Here is a 21,095-nt window from a genome sequence, read left to right on the forward strand (position 1 = left end):
GAACTGGAAGGCAGGTCCATGGCTGACTCCGTCAAGACCGCCGGCACCGGCGAGGTGCTGGTCCGCGACTCGGCCGGGACGCGGGCGGGGGGGCGGGGCGCCCCCCCGGTGGGCCCCCCCCGCGCTCGCCCCGCCCCCGCGCGGGGCGAGGGGCGGGCGCGGGGGAGGGGCGCGCAGCGCCTAGACTCCCTGCACGTGAAGACCTTCGACGCCCTGTTCGCCGAGCTGACGGACAAGGCGCGGACCCGCCCCGCGGGGTCGGGCACGGTGGCCGAGCTGGACGCCGGGGTGCACGCCATCGGCAAGAAGGTCGTCGAGGAGGCGGCCGAGGTGTGGATGGCCGCCGAGCACGAGTCCGGCGAGCGCACCGCCGAGGAGATCTCGCAGCTGCTCTACCACCTGCAGGTGCTGATGATCGCGCGCGGGCTGACGCTCGACGACGTCTACGCCCACCTCTGAGCTCCCCGAGCCACCCCCCGAGCCCCTCCCGCGCCGGACCCCAGGAGACCCCCGTGCTGCGCATCGCCGTCCCCAACAAGGGCTCGCTGTCCGAGGCGGCCAGCGCCATGCTGCGCGAGGCCGGCTACAACCAGCGCCGCGAGGCCAAGGAGCTCATCCTCGACGACCCCGACAACTCCGCGCAGTTCGTCTTCCTGCGCCCGCGCGACATCGCGCTCTACGTCGGCTCGGGCACCCTGGACGTCGGCGTCACCGGCCGCGACCTGCTGCTGGACTCGCGCGCCCCCGCCGACGAGATCCTCCCGCTGGGCTTCGCCCGCAGCACCTTCCGCTTCGCCGGCCGTCCCGGCACGGCCACCTCGGTGGGCGACCTCGAGGGCCGCCGCATCGCCACCAGCTACTCGGGGCTGCTCGCCGAGCACCTGGCCGACCACGGCGTCACCGCGGACATCGTCCACCTCGACGGGGCCGTGGAGACCGCCATCGCCCTCGGCATCGCCGACGTCGTCGCCGACGTCGTCGAGACGGGCACCACGCTGCGCGCCGCCGGCCTGGAGGTGTTCGGCGAGCCGGTCATGACCTCGGAGGCCGTGCTCGTGCGCAGCGCCGGGGCCGACGCCGACCCCGCCGTCGACGTCCTCGTGCGACGGCTGCAGGGCGTCCTCGTCGCCCGCCAGTACGTGATGGTCGACTACGACTGCCCCAAGCACCTCGTCGAGCGGGCCTGCGCCATCACGCCCGGCCTGGAGTCGCCGACCGTCTCGCCCATGGCGAACCCCGACTGGGTCGCGGTGCGGGCCATGGTCAAGCGCTCGGTGACCAACCAGGTCATGGACGACCTCTACGAGGTGGGTGCCCGCGCGATCCTCGTGACGAGCATCCACGCCTGCCGGCTGTGAGCGACGCCCCCGGGCCCGAGGCGCCCTTCCGGCCCCGGCGGGCCCGGGTCGTCGGCCTGGTCTGCGCGGCCCTGCTGCTCCTGGTGATGCTCGTCGTCTCCGTCCTGCTCTCGCGCTCGCCGGACTCCGGCTGGACCGGGATCGACACGGTCTCGGCGCTGGTCTTCACCGCGCTCGTCTCCGGCGTGCTCGTGCGGCTGGTGAGCGTGCGGGCGCTGCCGACGGCCGACGCCCTCGTCGTGCGCAACGTCGTCTTCACCCGCCGCGTCGACTGGGGCGCCGTCGTCGCCGTGCGCTTCGGCGGCGCCGACCCGTGGCTGACCCTGGACACCGACGACGGCGACAACGTGCCGGTGATGGCCGTCCAGCGCGCCGACGGGGAGTTCGCCCACCGCGAGGCGCGGCGGCTGGCCCGCATGGTCCAGGACCGCACCGGCCGCGCACCGGCCGCCTGAGCTCAGCGCACGCGCGTCCAGCGCACCGGCCCGGCACCGGGGCCTGCGTCGACCTCGCCCGGGCGCAGCACGACGTCCGCCCGGGCGCGCACGTCGTGGGCGGCGAAGAGCCGCTCCTCCTGCGCGGCCCAGGAGTCCCAGTGCGCGGCGAACACCTCGCCGTCGCGGGCGAGCGCCCGCCGCCGGCGCACCCCGGTCTCGGCCTCCAGCCAGACCAGCACCTCCACGGCCGCGGCGCAGCCCGCCCCCACGCCCTCGACGACGACGACGCCCGTGGTCGGCAGCTGCACCGCGCCGCGGTACGCGCCCGCGGCCCAGTCCCAGACCGGGTGCCGGGCGGGCCGCCCGCTGCGCAGGCCGGCCAGGACCCCGCGCAGCAGCTCCACGGCGGCCGCCAGCCCCTCCCAGCCGGGGTAGAGGTCGTCCAGGTGCACCACGGGCGCCGCCAGGGCGTCCGCCAGCGCCGCCGCCAGCCCCGTCTTGCCGCTGCCGGAGCGGCCGTCGACGGCCAGCACCCGCGGCCCGGCCGCCGGTGCCGGGGCGGCGGCGAGTACCGCCGCGAGCGCGCCGACCACCTGCGGGGTGCTCAGCGGCCCGGCCGGGGGCCGCGCGCTCAGGAGCGCCCGCCCGCGCTCAGAACCACGTCGGGCACCACGGCGACTCCGGCGTCGCCAGCAGCGCCTGCAGCCGGTGGGCGTCCGCGGCGCTCGCCTGCAGCCGGCCGGCCGCGCGCAGCGCCACCGGGGAGGTGCCGCCGAGCAGCAGGGAACCGAGGTCGCCGACGGTGAGGTGCACGTCGGGCTCGGCGTCCGTGGTGGTGACCTCCGCGCAGGTCCAGCCGTCGCTCGCGCAGCGGTCGGCGCCCACGTGCAGGCGCACGGTGGCGTCGGCCAGGCCCGCCGGGTCCAGCACGCGCAGCACGAGGGTGCCGCTGCCCAGGTAGCGGCGGGCGGCCAGCGCGCCGGGCACGTCCAGCACCCGCAGCCACAGGAAGTCGTCGACGGGACCGTCCTGCGCGGCCCGGGGGTCGGTGAGCAGGTGCGGCAGCAGCTCGTCGGCCGGCCGGTCGGGCGCGGAGACCGAGCGCACGAGGTCGATGGAGGTGACGAACTCCCACAGGTCGCGGTAGGCGGCCGGCGAGGTGGCGCTCAGGTCGCTCACGGTCGCGCTGGAGCGGGAGACCCGCCCGGTCCACGACTCGGTGGTCTCGTAGCAGGCGTAGCCGTCGGCGACGCCGTCCGCGTCGCGGTGCAGCACCACCCGGGCGCCCGCGCCGAGCGCCGCGGGCCCCTCGGCGGCCGTGCGCTCGGCCCACCAGCGCGCCGTGCGCTCCAGCCCGCCGGGGCGGGCGCGGCGCGCGGCGTCGTGGACGGCGGCGCAGTCCTCGCGCGCGTCGGCCGGGTCCAGGACCTCCAGCGAGCCGCCGCCGGCGGGGCCGCCGGGGGCGTCCGGGCGGAAGGCGGCGCGGTCGGCGTCGACGACCCAGCGCGTGGAGCGGGTCGCGGCGCCGAAGCCGAAGCGGCCGTAGATCGGGGCCTCCATCGCGATGAGCACCGAGAAGGCGTGCTCGCGCTCGCGGGCGCGCGCGAGGTCGTCGGCCATCATGCGCGACAGCACGCCGCGGCGGCGGTGGGTGGGCAGCACGGTCACGGTGGAGACGGCGTTCACCGGCACCGGCCCGGCGCCCGGGAGGGTGACCTCGCTGGCGAAGGAGCGGAACGTTCCGACGACGCGGCCTCCGGCCTGCGCGCTCAGCAGCCGGTGCCCGGCGACGCGCTCGCCGTAGGCGCGCCGCGCCCGCTCGTCGGGGCGCGCCTCCAGGAAGCCGGCGCGCGAGACGGCGAAGAACTCCCCGGCGGCGGTGCTGTCGGCGGGGTCGATCTCGCGCAGGGCCACGTCGGTGCTCACCGGCAGGACCCTGTCACACGGCGAGGCGGGCGGGCCAGGCGGGCGGGCGGGCCGGATACCCTGCGGGCGTGACGGTCGCAGTGCGCGTGATCCCCTGCCTGGACGTCGACGCGGGCCGCGTCGTCAAGGGCGTCAACTTCACCGACCTGCGGGACGCGGGCGACCCGGTCGAGCTGGCCCGCCGCTACGACGCCGAGGGCGCCGACGAGCTGACCTTCCTCGACGTCACCGCCTCCTCGGGCTCGCGCGAGACGACGTACGACGTCGTGCGGCGCACCGCCGAGCAGGTGTTCATCCCGCTGACCGTCGGTGGCGGGGTGCGCTCGGTGGCGGACGTGGAGAAGCTGCTGCGCGCGGGTGCCGACAAGGTCGGCGTCAACACCGCGGCCATCGCCCGCCCCGAGCTCATCACCGAGATCGCCGGGCGCTTCGGCGCGCAGGTGCTGGTGCTCTCGGTCGACGCGCGGCGCACGCTGCCGGGGGAGCCGACGACGGCGTCCGGCTTCGAGGTGACCACCCACGGCGGGCGGCGGGGGACCGGCATCGACGCGGTCGAGTGGGCCGAGCGCGCCGCGCTGCTGGGGGCGGGGGAGATCCTGCTGAACTCCATGGACGCCGACGGCACCAAGGCGGGCTTCGACCTCGACATGCTCGCGCAGGTGCGCGCCCGGGTGGGCGTGCCGCTCATCGCCAGCGGGGGCGCGGGTGCCGCCGAGCACTTCCCGCCGGCCGTGGCGGCGGGCGCGGACGCGGTGCTGGCCGCCAGCGTCTTCCACTTCGGCCAGCTGGCGATCGGCGAGGTCAAGGACGCGCTGCGGGCCCACGGAGCCGTCGTCCGCTGAGCACCGGTGCCCCCGCCGGGCGCTCCCGCCGCCGTCCCGGTCAGCCGGGTTCGCCCAGCGGGTCGTCGTCCGCCGGGTAGCGGTCCAGGAAGCGCTGCACCGCGGCGGGCTGCCCGCCCACCTCGACGCGGGCGCGCGAGCGGCGGCCGAAGGCGTGCAGCAGCAGGTCACCGGGTTCACCGGTCAGGCTCACCGCGACCTCGGCGCTGCGCACCACCGCCCGCGGGCCGTCCGGGGTGACGAGCACGACGCCCGTGCCGGCCTGGCGGTAGGCCACCCGGCCCATGAGCCGCACGGTGCGCCACAGCGCGTGCGTCTCCGCGCCGGGCAGCCGCCGCGGCCGCCAGTCGTCCTGGGCGCGGCGGATGTCCTCGTGGTGGACGAAGAACTCGGCGCGGTTGACCAGCTCGTCCACCCCGCTCAGGCGCAGCGGCCCGCGCGGCCCGCTGCGCACCCCCTCCACGAGCTGGGTGAACGGCTGCTCGCGCAGCCGCGAGAGCACCAGCTCGCTGCGCCCGCGCAGCGGCGGCACCGCCGACCCGAGGGCGACGTCGGGGCGCGAGTCGCGCACGAGCAGGTGCACGAGCAGGTCGCGCACGTCCCAGCCCCGGCACAGCGTCGGTGCGTCGGGGCCGACGGCGAGGGCGGTGTCGCACAGCCCCTCGCGTTCGCGGCGGGCATCGGTGACGGGGGCCATGGCGGTGATCGTGCCACGGGGCGGGTGCGGCCACCGCCCCACCACCGGTGAGACCATGCACCGCGTGCCCGCCGAGACCGTGCCCGCCGAGACCGCCCCCACCGGGACCGCCCCCGCCGAGCGCCCCGCGCTGGACCCGGCCCTCGCCGCCCGGCTCAAGCGCGACCCCGCGGGCCTGGTCTGCGCCGTGGTCCAGCAGCACGACACCCGCGAGGTCCTCATGGTGGCCTGGATGGACGACGAGGCGCTGGCGCTGACCCTGAGCACCGGCCGGGCGACCTACTACTCGCGCAGCCGGCGGCAGCTGTGGCGCAAGGGCGACACCTCCGGGCACGTGCAGTGGGTCAAGTCCGTCGCGCTGGACTGCGACGGCGACGCGCTGCTGCTGGAGGTCGACCAGGTCGGCGCCGCCTGCCACACCGGTGAGCGCACCTGCTTCGACGCCGACCGGCTGCCCGCCGTCGTCGGCGTCGGCGAGGGCGCGTGAGCGCCGCCCGCGACCGCGGCCCCCTGCTGCTGGCCGGCGCGGCCGGCGCCGTCGTGGCGCTCGCGGCCGGCGCCCCGACGTGGGTGAGCGGGGCGGTGCAGACCGCGACGGGCACCGCCCGCGTCGTCGCCGACGGCCGCTCGGCCGCCCCGGTGGCCACCGCGCTCGCGCTCGTCGGCCTCGCCGCGGTCGTCGCGGGCGCCCTCGGGCGCCGGGTGGCCCGTGCGCTGGCGGCCGCGGTGCTCCTGGTCGCCGGGGTGGGCGTGGCGCTCTCCAGCGCCGCCGTCGCGACCTCCCCGCAGGCGGCGCTGGCCGCTCCGGCGCGCGCCGCCAGCGGCCGCACCGAGGTGCAGGTCGGCGAGGAGGTGCGGGTGCGCCCCTGGCCGCTGGTCTCGGCGGCCGGCGGCGGCGTGCTGGCCCTGGCGGGCGCGGGGGTGCTGGTCCGCTCGCGGCGCTGGCAGCAGGCCCCGGCGGGCTCGCGCTACGAGCGCGGCGCCACCCGCGCCGGGGTGCGGGGCGCGCCCCCCGCCCCGCAGGTGGCCCAGGACCCGGCCGCCGCGTGGGACTCCCTCACGCACGGCGACGACCCGACCGACCCGACCGACCCGACCGGCCCGACCGACCCGCCGGGCCCGACCGGGGCGGCGGGCCCCGCGGGCCCGGTGCGCTGAGCCGCGCGCCGCGCCCGCCGGTACGGTGGGAGCAGCACGTCCCGCGATCCCCGAGGAGCCTCCCGTGAGCAGCCAGCAGACGCCGTCGACCAGCCCGGAGCGCCGCGGCGTCGACGGTGCGGACATCGTCGACGAGCACGGCCACGGTCACAGCGTCGCCGCCTGGGCCGGGGTCGGCGTGTGCCTGGTGGGCTTCCTGGTGCTGTCCCTGGCCGTCGTGGGCACCAGTCTGGTGTGGGGCATCGTCGGCAGCGCGATCATCCTCGCCTCGCTCGTCGTGGCCGCCGTGCTGGCCAAGGCCGGCTACGGCGTCAAGACCGCCGACGGCCGCGCCGTCGGTGTCGGCCGCCCCCGCCACTGAGGCCGCCGGCGGCCGCCCCCGCCCGGGTGCGCCGCCGGGCCGGGGACGCGCGCACCCGCGGTCCCCGGCCGGGTCTACCCTCATCACCGTGACGGTCCTCGACGACATCCTGGCCGGCGTCCGCGAGGACATGGCGCAGCGCAAGGCGCTGACCACCCTCGACGAGCTCAAGGAGCGGGCGTACCGGCAGGTGCCCGCCAAGGACGCCCAGGGCCTGCTGAAGCCCCGCGACGCCGAGCAGCGCGGCGTCAAGGTCATCGCCGAGGTCAAGCGCCGCAGCCCCTCCAAGGGGGCGCTCGCGCAGATCCCGGACCCGGCCGCCCTGGCCGCCCAGTACGAGCTCGGCGGGGCCAGCGTCATCAGCGTCCTCACCGAGCAGCGGCGCTTCGGCGGCAGCCTCGACGACCTGCGCGCCGTGCGCTGCGCGGTCGACGTCCCCGTCCTGCGCAAGGACTTCGTCGTGGACTCCTACCAGCTGTGGGAGGCGCGCGCCTGGGGCGCCGACGTCGTCCTCCTCATCGTCGCCGCCCTCGAGCAGGAAGCCCTCGTGTCCCTCATCGAACGCACCCACTCCCTGGGCATGACCGCCCTCGTGGAGGTCCACACCGCCGAGGAGGTCGCCCGCGCCCTCGACGCCGACGCCCGCGTCGTCGGGGTGAACAACCGCGACCTCAAGACGCTGGAGGTGCGCAACAGCACCTTCGCCGACCTCGCCCCGCTGCTGCCGGAGACCGTCGTCAAGGTCGCCGAGTCCGGCGTGCAGGGCCCGCGCGACGTCGTCGAGTTCGCCCGCGCCGGTGCCGACGCCGTGCTGGTGGGGGAGACCCTCGTGCGCGGCGAGGACCCGCGCCGCGCCGTGGCCGACCTCGTCGCCGCGGGCGCCCACCCGGCCGTGCAGGCGGTGCGCCCGTGAGCACCGAGGCCCTCCCGACCGGCGACGCCCCCGCGCCCGCGCGCTCCTTCAGCGCCGAGCGCGGCCCGTACTTCGGCCGCTTCGGCGGCCGCTTCGTGCCCGAGGCGCTCGTGGCCGCCCTCGACGAGATCGCCGCGGCGCACGCGGCCGCGATGGCCGACGAGGGCTTCCTCGCCGAGCTCGCGGAGCTGCACCGCACGTACTCGGGGCGCCCCAGCATCATCACCGAGGTGCCGCGCTTCGCCGCCCACGCCGGCGGCGCCCGCCTGCTGCTCAAGCGCGAGGACCTCAACCACACCGGCTCGCACAAGATCAACAACGTGCTCGGCCAGGCGCTGCTCACGCGGCGCATGGGCAAGCGGCGGGTCATCGCCGAGACGGGCGCGGGCCAGCACGGCGTGGCGACCGCGACGGCCGCCGCGCTCATGGGCCTGGAGTGCACGGTCTACATGGGCGAGGAGGACACCCGCCGCCAGGCGCTCAACGTCGCCCGGATGCGGCTGCTGGGTGCCGAGGTCGTGCCCGTCACGGCCGGCAGCCGCACCCTCAAGGACGCCGTCAACGAGGCCTTCCGCGACTGGGTGGCCTCGGTGGACACCACGCACTACGTCTTCGGCACCGTCGCCGGCCCGCACCCCTTCCCGGTCCTGGTGCGCGACCTGCAGCGCGTCGTGGGCGTGGAGGCCCGCGCCCAGGTGCAGGAGATCGTGGGCCGGCTACCGGACGCGGTCCTGGCGTGCGTGGGCGGCGGCTCGAACGCGATCGGCATCTTCCACGCCTTCCTCGACGACCCCTCGGTGGCCCTGCACGGCTACGAGGCGGGCGGCGACGGGGTGGAGACCGGCCGCCACGCGGCCTCCATCACCGGCGGGGGGACGGGCGTCTTCCAGGGCGCCCGCCAGTTCGTGCTGCAGGACGAGGACGGGCAGACGGTGGAGTCGCACTCGATCTCCGCCGGCCTGGACTACCCCGGGGTCGGCCCCGAGCACGCCTGGCTCGCCGACACCGGCCGGGCCAGCTACCACCCGATCACCGACGCGCAGGCGATGGACGCCTTCAAGCTGCTGTGCCGCACCGAGGGCATCATCCCGGCCATCGAGAGCTCGCACGCCCTCGCCGGCGCCCTGCAGCTGGGCCGCGAGCTCGGCCCGGACGCCGTGCTGCTGGTGAGCCTGTCCGGGCGCGGCGACAAGGACGTCGACACCGCCGCCCGCTGGTTCGGGCTGGTCAGCGACGCCGACCTCGTGGCGTCGGAGGCGCGGCGCGTCGCGGACGCGCCCGAGGACACCGAAGGATCGGGTTGGTGAGCAGCTCCGTGACCAGCACCACGTCCGGCACCGCGTCGGGCACCGCGTCCGGCCGGCGGTCCACCGCGGCCGCCGCGGTCGACCGCGCCAAGGCCGAGGGCCGCGCCGCCCTCGTGGCGTACCTGCCCGTCGGCTTCCCCGACGTCGACGCCTCGATCGCGGCCGCCAAGGCCGCCGTCGCCGGCGGGGCGGACGTCGTCGAGCTCGGCCTGCCGTACTCCGACCCCACGATGGACGGCGCGACGATCCAGCGCGCCGTCGACGCGGCCCTGGCCGCGCGCACCCGCCCGGCCGACGTGCTGCGCGCCGTCGAGGAGGTCGCGGCCACGGGCGCCGCCGTGCTCGTCATGACGTACTGGCCGCCGGTGGACCGCTACGGCGTGGACCGCTTCGCGGCCGACCTCGCCGCCGCGGGCGGGGCCGGGCTCATCACGCCCGACCTCATCCCCGACGAGGCCGGCGCCTGGCTGGCCGCCAGCGACGCCCACGACCTCGAGCGGGTCTTCCTCGTCGCCCCCAGCTCCACCGACGCCCGGCTGGCGATGACCGCGGGCGCGTGCCGCGGCTTCGTCTACGCGGCCTCGTTGATGGGCGTCACAGGAACGCGTGCCACCGTGGGCGCGGGGGCCGGCGAGCTGGTGCGCCGCACCCGCGCGGCCGGTGCCGAGCGGGTGTGCGTCGGGCTCGGCGTCTCCACCCGGGAGCAGGCGGCGCAGGTGGCCGGCTACGCCGACGGCGTCATCGTCGGCTCGGCGTTCGTCCAGCGGCTGCTGGACGCCGACGGCGCGGCCGCGGGTGCGCGCGCGGTCGCCGAGCTGGCCGAGCAGCTGGCCGAGGGCGTCCGCTCGGGAGCCGCGGCCGGCTGACGCGCACCGCCGTCCCCGGCCCGAGACCACCAGGCCCCGGACGGGGCGAGTCGCGCAGAGGAGAGACGTTGAGCAGCAAGAAGCGCCCCGGTGGCAACCCGGCCCGCGCGGCGGAGGCCGAGGAGGCGCGCGCGGCCCGCCAGGCCAGGGCGGCGGCGATGCGCCGGCGCGAGGCGGCCCGTGAGCGCAGCCGCCGCGTCGTGCTCCTCACGCTCGCCGTGGTCGTCGTCCTGGCGCTCGTGGCCACCGTGGTCGTCCTCGTCCAGCGCCAGCGCGAGGCCGCCACGACCACCGAGGGCGCGACCCCGCCGGGCGTGACCGCCGACGACGGCGGCTACGTGCTGCCCGGCACCCCCGCCGCGGGCGCGCCGAGGCTGGACATCTGGCTGGACTACCAGTGCCCGGTCTGCAAGCAGTTCGAGGAGGTCAGCGGCGCGGTCTACCCGCAGCTGGCGGCCGAGGGCAAGGCCGAGGTCGTCGTCCACACGCTGAGCTTCCTCGACGACCGGCTGGGCAACGACGCCTCCGAGCGCGCCGCGGAGGGGGCCGCGGCCGCCGCCGCGCAGGGGAGGTTCGTCGAGTACACCCAGCAGGTCTTCGCCCACCAGCCCGAGCGGGAGGGCGCCGGCTTCACCGACGACGAGCTGCAGCAGTTCGCCGACGACGCCGGCGTCGCGGACGTCGAGGCCTGGCGGGCGTCCCTGGACAGCCACGAGTACGTCGGCTTCGTGCGCCGCGTGCAGGCCGCGATGGACGCCCAGGAGGTCGCCGGCACCCCGACCGTGCGCCTGACCAGGGCCGACGGCACGGTCGTGGACATCTCCCAGCCCAGCCAGGGCGGCGACGGCAGCATCGCCCAGCTGCTCGGCGCGGACGGCGCGCGCTTCCTGGCCGACCAGGTCGCGGCCGCGACGGCGGCCCCGTGATCGGCGCGGCCGCCCCGACGGCGATCCCCAGCCCGACGCAGGCGGTCTGGCACCTGGGCCCGGTGCCGCTGCGCGCCTACGCGCTGTGCATCGTGCTCGGCATCGTCCTCGGCGTGCTCATCGCCGAGCGCCGCTGGCGGGCCAAGGGCGGCCGGCCGGACTTCGTCCTCGACGCGGCGGTGTGGGCGGTGCCGCTGGGCGTCGTCGGCGCCCGGCTGTACCACGTGGTCACCTCTCCGCAGGCGTACTTCGGCGCCGGCGGGGAGCCGGTGCGCGCGCTGTACCTGTGGGAGGGCGGCCTGGGCATCTGGGGCGCCGTCGCCGGCGGCGCCCTCGGCGCCTGGATCGCCTGCCGGCGCGCGGGCTACCGCCTGGCGCCGCTGGCCGACGCGATGGCCCCGGGCCTGCTGGTGGCCCAGGCCCTCGGGCGCTGGGGCAACTGGTTCAACAACGAGCTGTACGGGCGGGCCACCGACCTGCCGTGGGCCCTGACGGTCCACGCGTGGGACGCGGCGGCCGGCGAGGCCGTCACCGGCGCCGACGGGCAGCCGGTCGTGCTGGGCACCTTCCACCCGACCTTCCTCTACGAGTCGCTGTGGTGCCTGCTGGCGGCCGCCGCCGTCGTGCTGGCCGACCGCCGCTGGCGGCTGGTCCACGGGCAGGCCTTCTGGCTCTACGTCGCCCTCTACACCGCGGGGCGCTCGGTGTTCGAGGCGCTGCGCGTCGACGAGGCCAACACGATCGGTCCGCTGCGGGTCAACCAGTGGGTCGCCGGGGTCGCCCTCCTGCTGGCCCTGGCGGCGCTGGTGCGCTCGCGCCGCCGGCACCGCGACGAGCGCGGTCGGGACGAGCCGCTGGAGCGGGTACCCTCCTCGGGGTCACCGACGGCCACCAGCCCGTCGGAGGACCTCGCGCAGCAGGGCGGTGAACCGACCGTGATCGACCCTGCGCGGCGCACCTCAGCGGGGAGCGACCCGCAGGATTCGTGATCGTCCGGTGACGTCGGAGTGCGCCTGAGCACCGCGTCACGGGCGTTACAGTGAGGTGAACGCGGGCCAGCGCCGTCCCCCGTTCGAGGTGTGCACCTCCCAGGTGCGCACCTCGTCTCGAAGCAGCCCACCCGGCTCGGAGAGACGACACGCTCGAAGAGACCCGTCGAGAGACCCCCTGTCCACCGAGGTCCTCGGACCTCTCTGCGAGGACGGTGCACTTCATGTCGCATTCCCCCGCGTCGCACCAGACACCCCGTCCGGCCCAGGCGGTCCGGCCCCTGCCGTTCACGTCCTTCCCGCCGGACGCCGGTCTCTACGACCGCGCCGCCGAGCACGACGCCTGCGGCGTCGCCTTCGTCGCCACCATGCGCGGCGAGCCCGGCCACGACATCGTCGACCACGCGCTGACCGCGCTGCGCAACCTGGACCACCGCGGCGCCGTGGGTGCCGAGACGAACACCGGTGACGGTGCCGGCATCCTCACCCAGGTCCCCGACGAGTTCCTGCGCGCCGTCACGGCGGAGCTGGGCATCGAGCTGCCCGCCGCCGGCGCCTACGCCGTCGGCAACGCCTTCCTGCCCGTGGACCCGCAGCAGCGGGCCGAGGCCGTGCGCCGCATCGAGGAGATCGCCCACGAGGAGCGGGTCGACGTCCTCGGCTGGCGCGACGTCCCGGTGACCGCCGACCTCGTGGGGGCGCAGGCGCGCGCCTGCATGCCCTTCTTCGCGCAGCTGTTCGTCGCCGGGCGGGCGGGGGAGAGCGGCATCGACCTCGACCGGCGCGTCTACGCGCTGCGCAAGCGCTCCGAGCGCGAGCTCGGCGTGTACTTCCCGTCGCTGTCGGCGCGCACCATCGTCTACAAGGGCATGCTCACCACCGGTCAGCTGGAGCCCTTCTTCCCGGACCTGTCCGACCGGCGCTTCACCAGCGAGATCGGCCTGGTCCACTCCCGCTTCTCGACCAACACCTTCCCGAGCTGGCCGCTGGCGCACCCCTTCCGCACCATCGCGCACAACGGCGAGATCAACACCGTCAAGGGCAACCGCAACTGGACCGCCGCGCGCGAGTCGACGATGAGCACCCCGCTCATCCCCGGCGACGTGCAGCGCCTGGGCCCGGTCTGCGCGACCGAGGGCTCGGACTCCGCCTCCTTCGACGAGGTCCTGGAGCTGCTGCACCTGGCGGGGCGCTCGCTGCCGCACGCGGTGCTGATGATGATCCCCGAGGCGTGGGAGAACAACACCGAGATGGACCCGGCCCGCCGGGCCTTCTACGAGTTCCACTCGATGTTCTCCGAGCCCTGGGACGGGCCGGCCAACCTGACCTTCACCGACGGCACCCTCGTCGGCTGCGTCCTGGACCGCAACGGCCTGCGCCCCTCGCGCTACTGGGTCACCGACGACGGCCTGGTCGTGCTGGCCTCCGAGACCGGCGTGCTCGACCTGGACCCCGCCTCGATCGTCACCCGCGGACGCGTCGCCCCCGGCAAGATGTTCCTCGTCGACACCGCCGCCGGGCGCATCGTCGACGACGAGGAGATCAAGGCCGAGCTGGCCGCCGCCCAGCCGTACGCCGAGTGGCTCAAGAAGGTCGTGCACCTGGGCGACCTGCCGCCCCGCGAGCACGTCGTGCACAGCCACGCCTCGGTGACCCGCCGCCAGCAGACCTTCGGCTACACCGAGGAGGAGCTGCGGCTCATCCTGGCGCCGATGGCCCGCTCCGCGGCCGAGCCGATCGGCTCGATGGGCTCCGACACCCCCCTCGCGGTGCTCTCGGAGCGCCCGCGGCTGCTCTTCGACTACTTCACCCAGCTGTTCGCGCAGGTCACCAACCCGCCGCTGGACGCCATCCGCGAGGAGCTCGTCACCTCGCTGATCACCGCGGCCGGCCCGCAGCAGAACTTCCTGGGCGAGTCGCCGGCGCACTGCCACCAGCTGGTGCTGCCCTTCCCGGTCGTCGACAACGACGAGCTGGCCAAGATCGTCCACATCGACAGGGACCGCCGCAACCCCGGCCGCACGACGCACACCGTCAAGGGGCTGTACCGGGTGGCCGGCGGCGGCGCGGAGCTGGCCCGGCGCATCGAGGAGATCCGCGCGGAGGTCTCGCGCGCGATCGCCGACGGCGCGGTCTTCGTCGTGCTCTCCGACCGCGACTCCAACGCCGAGTTCGCGCCGATCCCCTCGCTGCTGCTCACCAGCGCGGTGCACCACCACCTGGTGCGCCAGAAGCTGCGCACCCAGGTCGGCCTGGTCGTGGAGGCCGGCGACGTGCGCGAGGTGCACCACGTCGCGCTGCTCATCGGCTACGGCGCGGCCGCGATCAACCCGTACCTGGCGATGGAGACCGTCGAGGACCTCGTCCGCAACGGCGTGATCACCAACGTCGACGCCCAGACCGCGGTGCGCAACCTCATCAAGGCGCTCGGCAAGGGCGTGCTGAAGGTCATGTCGAAGATGGGCATCTCGACGGTGGCCTCCTACCGCGGCGCGCAGGTCTTCGAGGCCCTGGGGCTCTCGCAGACCCTCGTCGACGAGTACTTCACCGCCACCACCTCCCGCCTGGGCGGCGTCGGCCTCGACGTCCTCGCCGAGGAGGTCGCCCAGCGCCACCGCCTGGCCTACCCCCTCGAGGGGCAGGAGCGCGCCCACCGCCGGCTGGAGACCGGTGGGGAGTACCAGTGGCGCCGCGAGGGCGAGCCGCACCTGTTCGACCCCGAGACGGTCTTCCAGCTGCAGCACTCCACCCGCCAGCGCAACGAGGCCCTCTTCCGCAAGTACACCTCCCGGGTGGACGAGCAGTCCGAGCGGCTCATGACGCTGCGCGGCCTGCTGCAGCTGAAGAAGGGCGCGCGCGAGCCCGTCCCGCTCGACGAGGTCGAGCCCGTCAGCGAGATCGTCAAGAGGTTCAACACCGGGGCGATGAGCTACGGCTCCATCAGCCAGGAGGCCCACGAGGTCCTCGCGGTCGCCATGAACCGCCTCGGCGGGCGCTCCAACTCCGGTGAGGGCGGCGAGGACGTCGACCGCCTCTACGACCCGGAGCGCACCTCCAGGGTCAAGCAGATCGCCTCCGGCCGCTTCGGCGTGACGAGCAACTACCTCACCTCGGCGACCGACCTGCAGATCAAGGTCGCCCAGGGCGCCAAGCCCGGCGAGGGCGGTCAGCTGCCCGGGCACAAGGTCTACCCGAACATCGCCAGGACCCGGCACTCCACGCCCGGCGTCGGGCTCATCTCGCCGCCGCCGCACCACGACATCTACTCCATCGAGGACATCGCCCAGCTCATCCACGACCTCAAGAACGCGAACCCGGCCGCCCGGGTCCACGTCAAGCTCGTCTCCGAGGTCGGGGTCGGCACGGTCGCCACGGGCGTGTCCAAGGCCAAGGCCGACGTCGTGCTCATCTCCGGTGCGGACGGCGGGACGGGCGCGGCCCCGCTGACCAGCCTCAAGCACGCCGGCGGTCCCTGGGAGCTCGGCCTGGCCGAGACCCAGCAGACCCTCGTCGTCAACGGGCTGCGCGACCGGATCGTCGTCCAGGTCGACGGGCAGTTCAAGACCGGCCGCGACGTCGTCATCGCCGCCCTGCTCGGGGCGGAGGAGTTCGGCTTCGCGACCGCTCCGCTGGTCGTCTCCGGCTGCATCATGATGCGGGTCTGCCAGCTGGACACCTGCCCGGTCGGGGTGGCCACCCAGAACCCGGAGCTGCGGGCGCGCTTCACCGGCAAGGCCGAGTACATCGTCAACTTCTTCGAGTTCGTCGCCCAGGAGGTGCGCGAGCTGCTGGCCTCGCTGGGCTTCCGCTCGGTCGAGGAGGCCGTCGGCCACGTCGAGGTCCTCGACACCCGCCGCGCGGTCGCGCACTGGAAGGCCTCCGGCCTGGACCTGGCGCCGATCCTGCACGCGCCGGTGCCGCCGGAGGGCTCGACGCTGCACCGCTCGCAGGAGCAGGACCACGGCCTGGAGAAGGCGCTGGACCACGTCCTCGTGGAACGGGCCAGCGGGGCGCTGCGCGACGGCACCCCGGTGCGCATCGAGCTGCCCGTGCGCAACGTCAACCGCACCGTCGGCACCCTGCTGGGCCACGAGGTGACCAAGCGGTACGGCGAGCAGGGGCTGCCCGAGGGCACGATCGACGTGACGTTCACGGGCTCCGCCGGCCAGTCGCTGGGCGCCTTCCTGCCCCGCGGCATCACGCTGCGGCTGTTCGGCGACGCCAACGACTACGTCGGCAAGGGCCTGTCCGGCGGCACGGTCGTGGTGCGCCCCGACCGCGCCTCGGGCTCGCGCGAGCGCGACATCGTCGCGGGCAACGTCATCGGCTACGGCGCGACGAGCGGTTCGCTCTTCCTGCGCGGCGAGGTCGGGGAGCGCTTCTGCGTGCGCAACTCCGGTGCCACCGCCGTCGTCGAGGGCGTCGGCGACCACGCGCTGGAGTACATGACCGGCGGCGAGGTCGTCGTCCTCGGACGGGTCGGGCGCAACGTGGCCGCGGGCATGTCCGGCGGCTTCGCCCACGTGCTCGACCTCAAGGAGAGCCGCGTCAACCGCGACATGGTCGACGTCCAGCCGATGGACGACGAGGCCGCGGCCCGCGTGCACGACCTGCTCGTGGCCCACCGCGAGCACACCGACTCCACCACCGCCGCCAGGCTGCTCTCCGACTGGGGCGCCGCCCGGCAGCGGTTCTCGACGATCGTCCCGCGGGACTACCGCCGCGTCATGGAGGTGCGGGCCAAGGCCGTCAGCGACGGCCTGGCCCCCGACTCCGAAGCGGTCCTGACCCGCATCATGGAGGCTTCTCATGGTTGATCCCCGCGGGTTCCTCACCGTCCGCGAGCGCGAGCTGCCGCCGCGGCGCCCGGTGCCGCTGCGGCTCATGGACTGGCGCGAGGTCTACGAGAAGCAGGACCTCGCGACCCTGCAGCGCCAGGCGGGCCGCTGCATGGACTGCGGCATCCCGTTCTGCCACAACGCCTGCCCGCTGGGGAACCTCATCCCCGAGTGGAACGACCTGGTCAACCGCGGTGACATGCGCGAGGCCATCGAGCGCCTGCACGCGACGAACAACTTCCCCGAGTTCACGGGGAAGCTGTGCCCGGCACCGTGCGAGTCGGCCTGCGTGCTCGGCATCAACCAGCCGCCGGTGACGATCAAGCAGGTCGAGGTGATGATCGCGGAGAACGCCGCCGACAACGGCTGGCTGGAACCGCGCGTGCCCGAGCGGCTGACCGGCAAGACGGTCGCCGTCGTCGGCTCCGGCCCCGCCGGGCTGGCCGCCGCGCAGCAGCTGACCCGCGCCGGTCACACCGTCGCCGTCTACGAGCGCGACGACAAGATCGGCGGGCTGATGCGCTACGGCATCCCCGAGTTCAAGATGGAGCGCTCGGTCCTGGACCGCCGCCTGGCGCAGATGGAGGCCGAGGGCACCCGCTTCCGCCCGGGCGTCGACATCGGCACCGACATCACCGGCGAGCAGCTGCGCGACCGCTACGACGCCGTCGTGGTGGCCACCGGCGCGACCCAGTGGCGCGACGTCGACCTGCCCGGCCGCCAGCTGGAGGGCATCCACCAGGCGATGCGGTACCTGCCGCCGACCAACCGCGTGGCGGTCGGCGAGGAGCGCCCGGCGGACTACCTCGACGCGGCCGGTCTGGACGTCGTGATCATCGGCGGCGGCGACACCGGCTCGGACTGCCACGGCACCGCGCTGCGCCAGGGCGCGCGCTCGGTGACGCAGCTGGACATCTACCCCCAGGCCCCCGGCGACCGCACCGAGGGCGAGCCGTGGCCGACGATGCCGAAGGTGTTCAGCGTCTCCTCCTCCCACGAGGAGGGCGGCGAGCGGCGCTTCTCCGCCTCGACGCAGGCGTTCATCGGCGACGAGCACGGGCGCGTGAAGGCGCTGCGCATCGTCGAGGTGCGCAAGGTCGACGGCGTGTGGACGCCCGTGGAGGGCACCGAGCAGGACCTGCCGGCGCAGATGGTGCTGTTGGCCATCGGCTTCACCGGGCCCGAGCAGGGCGGCCTGGTCTCCCAGCTGGGCCTGGCGCCGGACGCGCGGACCCGCTTCAGCCGCACCGCCGGCTACGCGACGTCCACGCCGGGCGTCTTCGTCGCGGGTGACGCCGGCCGCGGGCAGTCGCTCATCGTCTGGGCGATCGCCGAGGGCCGGGCGTGCGCCGCGGCCGTCGACGAGTACCTCATGGGCGACACCGCCCTGCCCTCGCCGATCCGGGCGGACGCGGTCCCGCTGACCGCCTGACGCCCCGGACCCGCACGGGGCCCCACGAGCCCGCCGCACGTGCCGCCGACCCGCCCCGAGCCGGTCAGCGCGCGCGCGGCGGGCTCGTGTAGTACCGGGTGAGCCACTGGCTCAGCCCGTCCAGGCCGGGGAAGAGCACGCGCTCGGTGATGTTGGCCTGGTCCAGCCGCTCGCGCACCTGCGGCTTCAGCCGCGCGCTGACGACGACGCGGCGCACCATCGGCGGCTCGGCCGCCACCAGCCACTCGTCGGTGCGCTCGGCGGCCGAGGAGAGCACCGAGAAGCTCGCGTACTGGTTGACGATCCGGTCGTCCAGCGAGGGCGGCTCGAAGAAGACCAGGAACGGATCGCCGTGCAGGCCGTCGAAGGCGGCCAGGTCCGGGGCGACCTCGCCGAGCTGGTCCACGGTCAGCTGCGCCCCGCCCGAGCTCGCCAGCACCTCGCGCAGCGCGGGGGGCAGCCGCCGGTGGGCCGCCACGAAGTCGGCCGACCACACGGCGCCGTCGACGTCGTGGCGGGCGACGTCGGCGGTGGCGAAGTGCAGCGCCACCAGGGGGGAGTAGGTCCAGTCCAGCACGCGCGTCGGCAGGCCGTGGTGCTGGGCCAGGGTCAGCCACTCCCAGTCGCTGTCCTGGCGCTTGAACGGCATCCGCGAGTACTTGCGGAAGTTGCGCAGCAGGTCGCCCTCGCGCTCGGCGCTGCCCAGCCGCTGCACCGACGTCAGCAGGGCGAAGGAGGCGTCGGCCGTCCCGCGGTGGACGATCGAGGCGTGGTAGCGCCCCGCCCGCTCCGGCCAGGGGTCGGTGAAGAGCAGGTCGTGCAGCTCCGCCCAGCTGCCGGGCACGACGGTGGGCGCGTCGGCGGCCACCGGCAGCGCGGGCCGGTCGGGACGCTGCAGCGGGTCGGGCTGGTGGGGCGGGCGCAACGGGAGGTCCTCCGGGAGGGGTGCACGGGCGGCCCCGTCTCGACCGTGCTCCCATCCTGCCCCCGGGCCGCGCCGCGCGCCGCCCGGCGACCTCACCAGCCGGCGACGGTCTCGCGGTCGTAGCTCCACACGGCGCTGTCGTTGATGACGGTCACGTCGGCGGCGTGCCCGGACAGCCCGCGGGCCGCGGCGGCCTCGGTGACGCGCTCCAGGGCGCGCTGGGCGGCGCCCTCGGCGTCCAGGCCGTCGCCGTCGACGCTGATGACCACGTCGTGCTCGGGGGCGTCGACGGCCTCGACGCGCGGGTGCGCGGAGTGCAGGTCGGCGACGAGGCCGGCCAGCGCGCCCGCGGGCCACTCGCCGTCCTCGTGCAGGCGCACGTAGACCGCGTACTCGTGCTCCATGCCCTCCTCGATGAGCCCGTCGATCTCCTCGTCGATGCGGGCGTCGAGCTGCTCCTCGGTCTTCTCGTCGTTCACGCGGGACAGCATCGCAGCCGGGCCGGGCGCGCGCCCGTCGCCACCCCCGGACGGGGGACGGGTGCCCGTCGCACGCTCGTCACGAACCCGTCACGCGCCGGTGACGCGCCCCGGCGGCGAGCGCGGCGGCGGGCGGCATAGGGTCGGACCATGCGCAGAGCGAAGATCGTCTGCACCCTGGGGCCGGCCGTGGCCGGTACCGAGAGGTTGCGGTCCCTGGTGGACGCCGGGATGGACGTCGCCCGGATGAACCTGAGCCACGGCTCCCACGACGACCACCGGGCCAACTTCGAGGGGGTGCGGGCCGCGGCCGAGGCGACCGGCCGCTCCGTCGCCGTCCTCGCCGACCTGCAGGGGCCGAAGATCCGCCTCGGCAGGTTCGCCGACGGCCCGCACGACCTGGCGGTCGGTGACGTCTTCACGATCACCACCGAGGACGTCGTGGGCACGAAGGAGGTGTGCTCGACGACCTACGCGGGACTGCCCGGCGACGTGTCGGTCGGCGACCGGATCCTCATCGACGACGGCAAGGTCGGCCTGGAGGTCACCGCCGTCGAGGGGCCGCGCGTGACCACGCGCGTGACCGTGCCCGGCCCGGTGAGCAACAACAAGGGCATCAACCTGCCCGGGGTCGCCGTCAGCGTGCCCGCGCTGAGCGAGAAGGACGTCGAGGACCTGCGCTTCGCGCTGCGCCTGGGCGTCGACCTCGTCGCCCTGAGCTTCGTGCGCTCGGCCGCCGACGCCGACGACGTGCACCGGATCATGGACGAGGAGGGCGTGACCGTCCCGATCATCGCCAAGGTCGAGAAGCCGCAGGCCGTCGAGAACCTGCGCGAGGTCGTCGCGGCCTTCGACGGCATCATGGTCGCCCGCGGCGACCTGGGCGTGGAGCTGCCGCTGGAGGAGGTCCCGCTCGTCCAGAAGCGCGCCGTCGAGCTGGCCCGCCGCCAGGCCAAGCCGGTCATCGTCGCCACCCAGATGCTCGAGTCGATGATCAGCGCCCCGCGGCCCACCCGCGCGGAGGCCTCCGACTGCGCCAACGCCGTCCTCGACGGCGCCGACGCCCTCATGCTCTCGGGCGAGACGAGCGTCGGGGCCTTCCCGTACGAGGCCGTGCGCACCATGGCCCGCATCATCGAGAACACCGAGACCCACGGCGCGGACCGCATCGCGGCGCTCGGGACGGTCCCGCACACCAAGGGCGGCGCCATCACGCTGGCCGCGGCCGAGATCGGCAAGCAGCTCGACGCCAAGCTGCTGGTGACCTTCACCCAGTCCGGCGACTCCGCGCGGCGGTTGTCCCGCCTGCGCTCGGGCATCCCGCTGGTGGCCTTCACCGCCGAGGAGACCACGCGTCGCCGGCTGGCGCTGTCGTGGGGCGTGGAGCCGCAGTACGCGGCGTTCATCAGCACCACCGACGAGATGGTCAAGGAGGTCGACTCCCGGCTGCGGGAGATGGGCCGCTGCGTCGAGGGCGACCTCGTGGTCATCGTCGCCGGTGCCCCTCCGGGGATCATCGGCTCGACCAACGCCGTGCGGGTGCACCGCATCGGCGACGCGACCTCCGGGGTCTCCAGCGCCTACGCCTGAGCACCGGCCGCGACGCGCGAGCGCCCGCCGCCCGAGGGTCCTCTCGGGCGG

Annotated in this window: 20 protein-coding genes; 15 read left to right on the forward strand and 5 right to left on the reverse strand. The window is 75.4% G+C overall.

Features of this window, described 5'->3' with window-relative positions; translation table 11 throughout:
• Positions 1–195: 195 nt before the first annotated feature.
• Genes ACRYM2_RS18725 through ACRYM2_RS18735 form a run of 3 tightly spaced genes read left to right on the forward strand, consistent with a single transcriptional unit; the run spans position 196 to position 1,813 of the window.
• Positions 196–459 (forward strand): phosphoribosyl-ATP diphosphatase, encoded by a 264-nt coding sequence (locus ACRYM2_RS18725; protein WP_432523946.1) that lies wholly within the window; start codon positions 196–198, stop codon positions 457–459.
• A 53-nt stretch (positions 460–512) separates the two neighbouring features.
• Positions 513–1,358 (forward strand): ATP phosphoribosyltransferase, encoded by an 846-nt coding sequence (hisG, locus tag ACRYM2_RS18730; RefSeq protein ID WP_432523947.1) that lies wholly within the window; start codon positions 513–515, stop codon positions 1,356–1,358.
• The gene (locus tag ACRYM2_RS18735) at positions 1,355–1,813 is read left to right on the forward strand and encodes a PH domain-containing protein (RefSeq protein WP_432523948.1); all 459 of its coding nucleotides are present in this window, start codon (positions 1,355–1,357) and stop codon (positions 1,811–1,813) included. Before hisG ends, ACRYM2_RS18735 begins: the two co-directional genes overlap by 4 nt.
• A gap of 2 nt (positions 1,814–1,815) precedes the next feature.
• Here ACRYM2_RS18735 and ACRYM2_RS18740 read toward each other — a convergent pair whose 3' ends face one another.
• Together ACRYM2_RS18740 and ACRYM2_RS18745 are read right to left on the reverse strand one after the other, a co-directional pair.
• The gene (locus ACRYM2_RS18740) at positions 1,816–2,388 is read right to left on the reverse strand and encodes a nucleoside/nucleotide kinase family protein (RefSeq protein WP_432523949.1); all 573 of its coding nucleotides are present in this window, start codon (positions 2,386–2,388) and stop codon (positions 1,816–1,818) included.
• 58 nt (positions 2,389–2,446) lie between these two features.
• Positions 2,447–3,721 (reverse strand): GNAT family N-acetyltransferase, encoded by a 1,275-nt coding sequence (locus ACRYM2_RS18745; RefSeq protein ID WP_432523950.1) that lies wholly within the window; start codon positions 3,719–3,721, stop codon positions 2,447–2,449.
• 68 nt (positions 3,722–3,789) lie between these two features.
• Between ACRYM2_RS18745 and hisF the strand changes: the two genes are divergently transcribed.
• Positions 3,790–4,563, forward strand: coding sequence for an imidazole glycerol phosphate synthase subunit HisF (gene hisF / locus ACRYM2_RS18750; protein WP_432523951.1), 774 nt, complete (start codon positions 3,790–3,792; stop codon positions 4,561–4,563).
• A 40-nt stretch (positions 4,564–4,603) separates the two neighbouring features.
• Here hisF and ACRYM2_RS18755 read toward each other — a convergent pair whose 3' ends face one another.
• Positions 4,604–5,260 carry a TIGR03085 family metal-binding protein gene (locus tag ACRYM2_RS18755; protein WP_432523952.1) on the reverse strand — a complete coding sequence of 219 codons (657 nt, stop codon included), beginning with the start codon at positions 5,258–5,260 and terminating at the stop codon, positions 4,604–4,606.
• Positions 5,261–5,315: 55 nt separating this feature from the next.
• Between ACRYM2_RS18755 and hisI the strand changes: the two genes are divergently transcribed.
• The 10 genes from hisI to ACRYM2_RS18805 all read left to right on the forward strand — a co-directional run bounded on the left by hisI (position 5,316) and on the right by ACRYM2_RS18805 (position 18,050).
• A complete protein-coding gene (gene hisI, locus ACRYM2_RS18760) occupies positions 5,316–5,747 on the forward strand; it encodes a phosphoribosyl-AMP cyclohydrolase (RefSeq protein ID WP_432523953.1) in 432 nt (143 codons plus the stop codon).
• The gene (locus tag ACRYM2_RS18765) at positions 5,744–6,418 is read left to right on the forward strand and encodes a Trp biosynthesis-associated membrane protein (RefSeq protein WP_432523954.1); all 675 of its coding nucleotides are present in this window, start codon (positions 5,744–5,746) and stop codon (positions 6,416–6,418) included. Before hisI ends, ACRYM2_RS18765 begins: the two co-directional genes overlap by 4 nt.
• 64 nt (positions 6,419–6,482) lie before the next feature.
• Positions 6,483–6,779 carry an HGxxPAAW family protein gene (locus ACRYM2_RS18770; RefSeq protein WP_432523955.1) on the forward strand — a complete coding sequence of 99 codons (297 nt, stop codon included), beginning with the start codon at positions 6,483–6,485 and terminating at the stop codon, positions 6,777–6,779.
• Positions 6,780–6,867: 88 nt separating this feature from the next.
• Positions 6,868–7,692 carry an indole-3-glycerol phosphate synthase TrpC gene (gene trpC, locus ACRYM2_RS18775; RefSeq protein ID WP_432523956.1) on the forward strand — a complete coding sequence of 275 codons (825 nt, stop codon included), beginning with the start codon at positions 6,868–6,870 and terminating at the stop codon, positions 7,690–7,692.
• Positions 7,689–8,999, forward strand: a complete 1,311-nt coding sequence (gene trpB / locus ACRYM2_RS18780) for a tryptophan synthase subunit beta (RefSeq protein WP_432523957.1) — start codon at positions 7,689–7,691, stop codon at positions 8,997–8,999. Before trpC ends, trpB begins: the two co-directional genes overlap by 4 nt.
• Positions 8,996–9,865: a tryptophan synthase subunit alpha gene (gene trpA / locus ACRYM2_RS18785; protein WP_432523958.1), complete on the forward strand. Its 870-nt coding sequence runs from the start codon at positions 8,996–8,998 to the stop codon at positions 9,863–9,865. The genes trpB and trpA overlap by 4 nt, the downstream gene beginning before the upstream one ends.
• A gap of 68 nt (positions 9,866–9,933) precedes the next feature.
• On the forward strand, positions 9,934–10,791 hold the full coding sequence (locus ACRYM2_RS18790; protein WP_432523959.1) for a DsbA family protein: 858 nt from the start codon (positions 9,934–9,936) through the stop codon (positions 10,789–10,791).
• The gene (gene lgt / locus ACRYM2_RS18795) at positions 10,788–11,780 is read left to right on the forward strand and encodes a prolipoprotein diacylglyceryl transferase (protein WP_432523960.1); all 993 of its coding nucleotides are present in this window, start codon (positions 10,788–10,790) and stop codon (positions 11,778–11,780) included. Before ACRYM2_RS18790 ends, lgt begins: the two co-directional genes overlap by 4 nt.
• 224 nt (positions 11,781–12,004) lie before the next feature.
• Positions 12,005–16,597 carry a glutamate synthase large subunit gene (gene gltB / locus ACRYM2_RS18800; RefSeq protein WP_432523961.1) on the forward strand — a complete coding sequence of 1,531 codons (4,593 nt, stop codon included), beginning with the start codon at positions 12,005–12,007 and terminating at the stop codon, positions 16,595–16,597.
• Entirely contained in the window at positions 16,590–18,050 is a 1,461-nt protein-coding gene (locus tag ACRYM2_RS18805) for a glutamate synthase subunit beta (RefSeq protein ID WP_432523962.1), read from the forward strand. Before gltB ends, ACRYM2_RS18805 begins: the two co-directional genes overlap by 8 nt.
• A gap of 64 nt (positions 18,051–18,114) precedes the next feature.
• Here the strand turns inward: ACRYM2_RS18805 and ACRYM2_RS18810 are convergent, their stop codons facing one another.
• Positions 18,115–18,975 (reverse strand): FRG domain-containing protein, encoded by an 861-nt coding sequence (locus tag ACRYM2_RS18810; protein WP_432523963.1) that lies wholly within the window; start codon positions 18,973–18,975, stop codon positions 18,115–18,117.
• Positions 18,976–19,067: 92 nt separating this feature from the next.
• Positions 19,068–19,454, reverse strand: coding sequence for a hypothetical protein (locus ACRYM2_RS18815; RefSeq protein ID WP_432523964.1), 387 nt, complete (start codon positions 19,452–19,454; stop codon positions 19,068–19,070).
• A 150-nt stretch (positions 19,455–19,604) separates the two neighbouring features.
• Between ACRYM2_RS18815 and pyk the strand changes: the two genes are divergently transcribed.
• Positions 19,605–21,044, forward strand: coding sequence for a pyruvate kinase (gene pyk, locus ACRYM2_RS18820; RefSeq protein WP_432523965.1), 1,440 nt, complete (start codon positions 19,605–19,607; stop codon positions 21,042–21,044).
• Positions 21,045–21,095: the final 51 nt, after the last annotated feature.

This window comes from Kineococcus aridisoli, from assembly GCF_050871885.1.
Lineage (GTDB): Bacteria > Actinomycetota > Actinomycetes > Actinomycetales > Kineococcaceae > Kineococcus.

What these genes read in the sequence shown, in the direction of transcription:
- ACRYM2_RS18755 (WP_432523952.1), bottom strand. Translation starts at nt 5,260, where the DNA reads ATGGCCCCCGTCACCGATGCCCGCCGCGAACGCGAGGGGCTGTGCGAC.
- hisI (WP_432523953.1), top strand. Translation starts at nt 5,316, where the DNA reads ATGCACCGCGTGCCCGCCGAGACCGTGCCCGCCGAGACCGCCCCCACC.
- gltB (WP_432523961.1), top strand. Translation starts at nt 12,005, where the DNA reads ATGTCGCATTCCCCCGCGTCGCACCAGACACCCCGTCCGGCCCAGGCG.
- ACRYM2_RS18805 (WP_432523962.1), top strand. Translation starts at nt 16,590, where the DNA reads ATGGTTGATCCCCGCGGGTTCCTCACCGTCCGCGAGCGCGAGCTGCCG.
- pyk (WP_432523965.1), top strand. Translation starts at nt 19,605, where the DNA reads ATGCGCAGAGCGAAGATCGTCTGCACCCTGGGGCCGGCCGTGGCCGGT.